Below are 3,435 nucleotides of genomic sequence, written 5' to 3' on the forward strand. Positions count from 1 at the left end.
GCGGCGCCGCCGCGGGGGGGCGCGCGCCGGGCCGCCCCGCGCCGGGGCGGGGGGGGGGGGGGGGCCCCCCGCCACTGCTCCATCCAGTCGCGGAAGCGGATACGTTCCTCGCGCACGAGCCAGCCATCCTGCTCGGCGAAGCTTTCGGACAGCCACAGACCGCGGGTGCTGGCCTTGCACAGCTCGCCCTTGCTCAGGGTGAACAGTTCGCCAGTCGGCTGACCCTGCTCCAGTGGCAGCAGATAGAGGTCCGGACGGCGGCGGTCCAGCCGCGCCACCAGCGGGCCGCTTTCGAGTTTCTCGTCGACATGGAACAGGCTGACTTCGCGCGCGTCCTTGGGCAGTTCCATGCGCAGGTCGTAGACCAGCTGCAGCGAAGCCGTCGGCAGGTGCACGTAGGCCTGCGGGCGCTCCAGCAGGCGCAGCGCCCCCGCCTGCACCGGGCGCGAGGCGCCGGACAGCGGCGTCAGGGAAAAGTGGCTGGTCTCGCGGTAGCGCAGGATGCCCTCGTAGGGCGTCGGCAACCAGGTGTCGCCGAAGCGCCCGCCGAGCCAGCCGTCGGCGGTTTCCACCAGGCATTCCTCGGCGACTTCCTGGATTGCGGTGAGCAGCGGCAGGTTCAGTTCGTGGGCCGGCACGTAACCTGAAATCAGCTTGAGCACCGTGTCGCCACGGTCCAGGCGGCGCTGGCGCACGAGGATCCAGTGGTCGCGGCCCTGGTAGTTCAGGGTCAAGCGCACCGAGACGCCGAGGTTGGCCAGTTCGACGCCGAAGCGCTCGGTCTCGTTGATCTGGATGGGGCGACGCTTTTCCAGGACCTGGGCGAAGTTCAGGGGCTTGCCGAGAGTCTGGTAGGCGAGACCTTCCGCGCTGGCTTGCACCAGCAGCGGCAGGGTCTTGAAGGCGGTCGGGTCCTTGCGGGCGAGCGTACGGGGCATAGGGTCTTCCTTTCTTGCAGGGCCTGGTCGTACAAGGCGCCGGGTTGCGCTGGCGCGTCCTTACCTGGGTAAGCGACGCCGACGCGAACGCTGACTGTCCTGAAAGACAGTCCGGCCGATCGTTCATTACGAGGGTCGCTACAACCTGGACAGCCTGACACCGCTCCTGGTGTCATCGAAAATCGAAAGGATTTCCGGATTTTTCCCTGAAAGGCTGGGCGATTCCGATGCTTTTGCACGGGGATAACCAGATGGCGACAGTTTTTCTGCCCCCGAGAGTCGCGGGGGAATCTGAGCATGGCACAGGAATAGGTAATCCACATGACCGCCGATCAGCGGTCGAGGACCTCGGCGGCGATGTTCACGTTGTGGGCCAGGTGCAGCGGATTAATGGTGCCGACGATGGCGCTGGCGACGCCGGGATGGCCCAGCACCAGCTCGAAACTGGCGCGCACCGGGTCGATGCCGGGGGCGAGGGTGGCGTGGCCGCTGGCCAGGGCCTTCTTGATCAGGATGCCGCGGCCATGGGCCTGGGCATGGTCGATCACCGGCTTTTCCGCCTGCTCGTTGAGGTTGTAGGTAACCATGGCGCAGTCGCCGCGCTCCAGGGCCAGCAGGCCGCCGTCGGCGGTCTTGCCGGAGAAGCCGAAGCCGCGGATCAGCCCTTCCTTCTTCAGCTGTTCCAGGGTCGCGTAGACCTCGGTGCCGCGCAGGATGCCCTGGTCGTTGCCGTCGGAGTGCACCAGCACCAGGTCGATGTAATCGGTCTCCAGGCGCTGCAGGCTGCGCTCCACCGAGCGCCGCGTGTGGGCGGCGCTGAAGTCGAACTGCGACTGGCCGCCGACGAATTCCTCGCCGGTCTTGCTGACGATCACCCACGCATCGCGTTGGCCGCGCAGCAGCGGGCCGAGGCGTTCCTCGCTGCGCCCATAGGCCGGCGCGGTGTCGATCAGGTTGATGCCCAGCTCGCGGGCCAGCGCGATCAGGTCGGCGGCCTCGCGGTCATCGGGGATGCGGAAGCCTTCGGGGTACTTCACGCCCTGGTCGCGACCCAGTTTCACGGTGCCCAGGCCCAGCGGCGAGACGTTCAGGCCGGTGCTGCCCAGTGGGCGGTGCAGGTGATGCAGGGTCTTCATCCGAGCAGTTCCTCCCAGACCGGGCGGGCCATGGCCGGGCGCGGCAGGTCCGGCAGGGCAGCGCTGGCCTGCGGGCGGATGCCGCTCTTCTCCAGGGACTCCAGCACTCGGTCGGCGAAGTTCGGTGCCAGGGCCAGCTTGGTCGGCCAGCCGACCAGCAGCGCGCCCTCGTCGGCGAGGAAGGCGCTGTCCGGGCGCAGCAGGTTGTTCTGCGAGGGCTCGGCGCGGTCCACGCGCAGGGTGGCCCAGCGGGCGGCGGAAAGGTCGATCCACGGCACCAGCTTGTGCAGCTCGCGCTGCGCCTCGGCGATCTGTTCGGCCTCGTTGCGCGCCACGCCGCCGGCTTCGGCGATGTCGCCGCCCAGGTACCAGACCCAGTCGCCATTGCTCAGCGGGTGGGTGGTGACGGTGACGCGGGGTTTCGGCCCGCCGCCGAGGCAGTGGGCGTACAGCGGTTTCAGGGTCGGCGCGGTAACGAGCACCATGTGCAGCGGACGGCGCTGCATCTCCGGGCGCTCCAGGCCCAGCTCGCGCAGCAGTGCCTCGTTGCCGGCGCCGGCGCTGAGCACCACGCGCTGGGCGCGGATCTCGCGGCCATCGACGCGCAGGCCGGCCAGCTTGTCGCCCTCACGCAGCGCTTCGATACGCTCGCCGGCCAGCAGGCTGTCGCCAGCCAGTTCGGCCAGGCGGGCGACCAGGCTGGGCACGTCCAGCACCAGTTCGGTGAGGCGATAGGCCTTGCCCTTGAAGGCCTTGTCCTGCAGGGCTGGCGGGAGGTCGGCGCCTTTCACCTGGGCGACGCGGCTGCGCACTGCCTTGCTGGCGAAGAAGCTGGTGAGGTTGCCGGCGAGGCCGCCGGGCGACCACAGGTAGTGGGCGTCGGAGAGTACGCGCACGCCGCGCAGGTCCACTTCGCCGGTGCCGGCCAGGCAGTCGCGCCACAGTGCGGGCATGTCGGCGATGGCTTCGGAGGCGCCGGTCAGCGCGCCGTGCAGGGCGTACTTGGTGCCGCCATGGATGATTCCCTGCGAGCGCATGCTCTGCACGCCGCCCAGCGCGGTGTTCTCCACCAGTACGGTGGAAAAGCCGGCGCGCCGCAGGCGGGCATTGAGCCATAGACCGGCTATGCCGCCGCCGACGATGAGGATGTCGGTGCTCAGGGATTCGGACATGAAAGCGCCTCGAGGGAAAAAACGAAGGGCGCAGTATAACGCTTGAGGGCGGCGGCAAACGCCCGTTGGCTCAGGCTGCTTTATGTAGGAGCGGGCGTTGTGGCGGACCCCGGGGGCGGGGGGGGGTGGTTTGCGGGCCAGCGCGGGCCGAAAGAAATGTGACGGCGCCCGGTGAGTGGCCCGCGGGGG

General features: G+C 69.1%; 3 protein-coding genes. All 3 read right to left on the minus strand.

Annotated features, from left to right (window positions below; all coding sequences use genetic code 11):
• Positions 1–938: hypothetical protein (locus ACCC94_RS28775; protein WP_413352995.1), on the minus strand; the 938-nt coding region annotated here is incomplete at its 3' end.
• 332 nt (positions 939–1,270) lie between these two features.
• The gene (locus ACCC94_RS28780; protein ID WP_413352996.1) at positions 1,271–2,074 is read right to left on the minus strand and encodes an aldo/keto reductase; all 804 of its coding nucleotides are present in this window, start codon (positions 2,072–2,074) and stop codon (positions 1,271–1,273) included.
• Complete coding sequence (locus ACCC94_RS28785) at positions 2,071–3,246, minus strand: NAD(P)/FAD-dependent oxidoreductase (protein WP_413352997.1); 1,176 nt, start codon at positions 3,244–3,246, stop codon at positions 2,071–2,073. Before ACCC94_RS28785 ends, ACCC94_RS28780 begins: the two co-directional genes overlap by 4 nt.
• Between the last annotated feature and the right edge of the window lie 189 nt (positions 3,247–3,435).

Origin of the sequence: Pseudomonas sp. Pseusp97 (assembly GCF_047304025.1) — a bacterium.
Taxonomy (GTDB): Bacteria; Pseudomonadota; Gammaproteobacteria; order Pseudomonadales; family Pseudomonadaceae; genus Pseudomonas.

Excerpts from the sequence above, each read along its gene's own strand:
- ACCC94_RS28780 (WP_413352996.1), bottom strand. The coding sequence starts at position 2,074 with ATGAAGACCCTGCATCACCTGCACCGCCCACTGGGCAGCACCGGCCTG.
- ACCC94_RS28785 (WP_413352997.1), bottom strand. The coding sequence starts at position 3,246 with ATGTCCGAATCCCTGAGCACCGACATCCTCATCGTCGGCGGCGGCATA.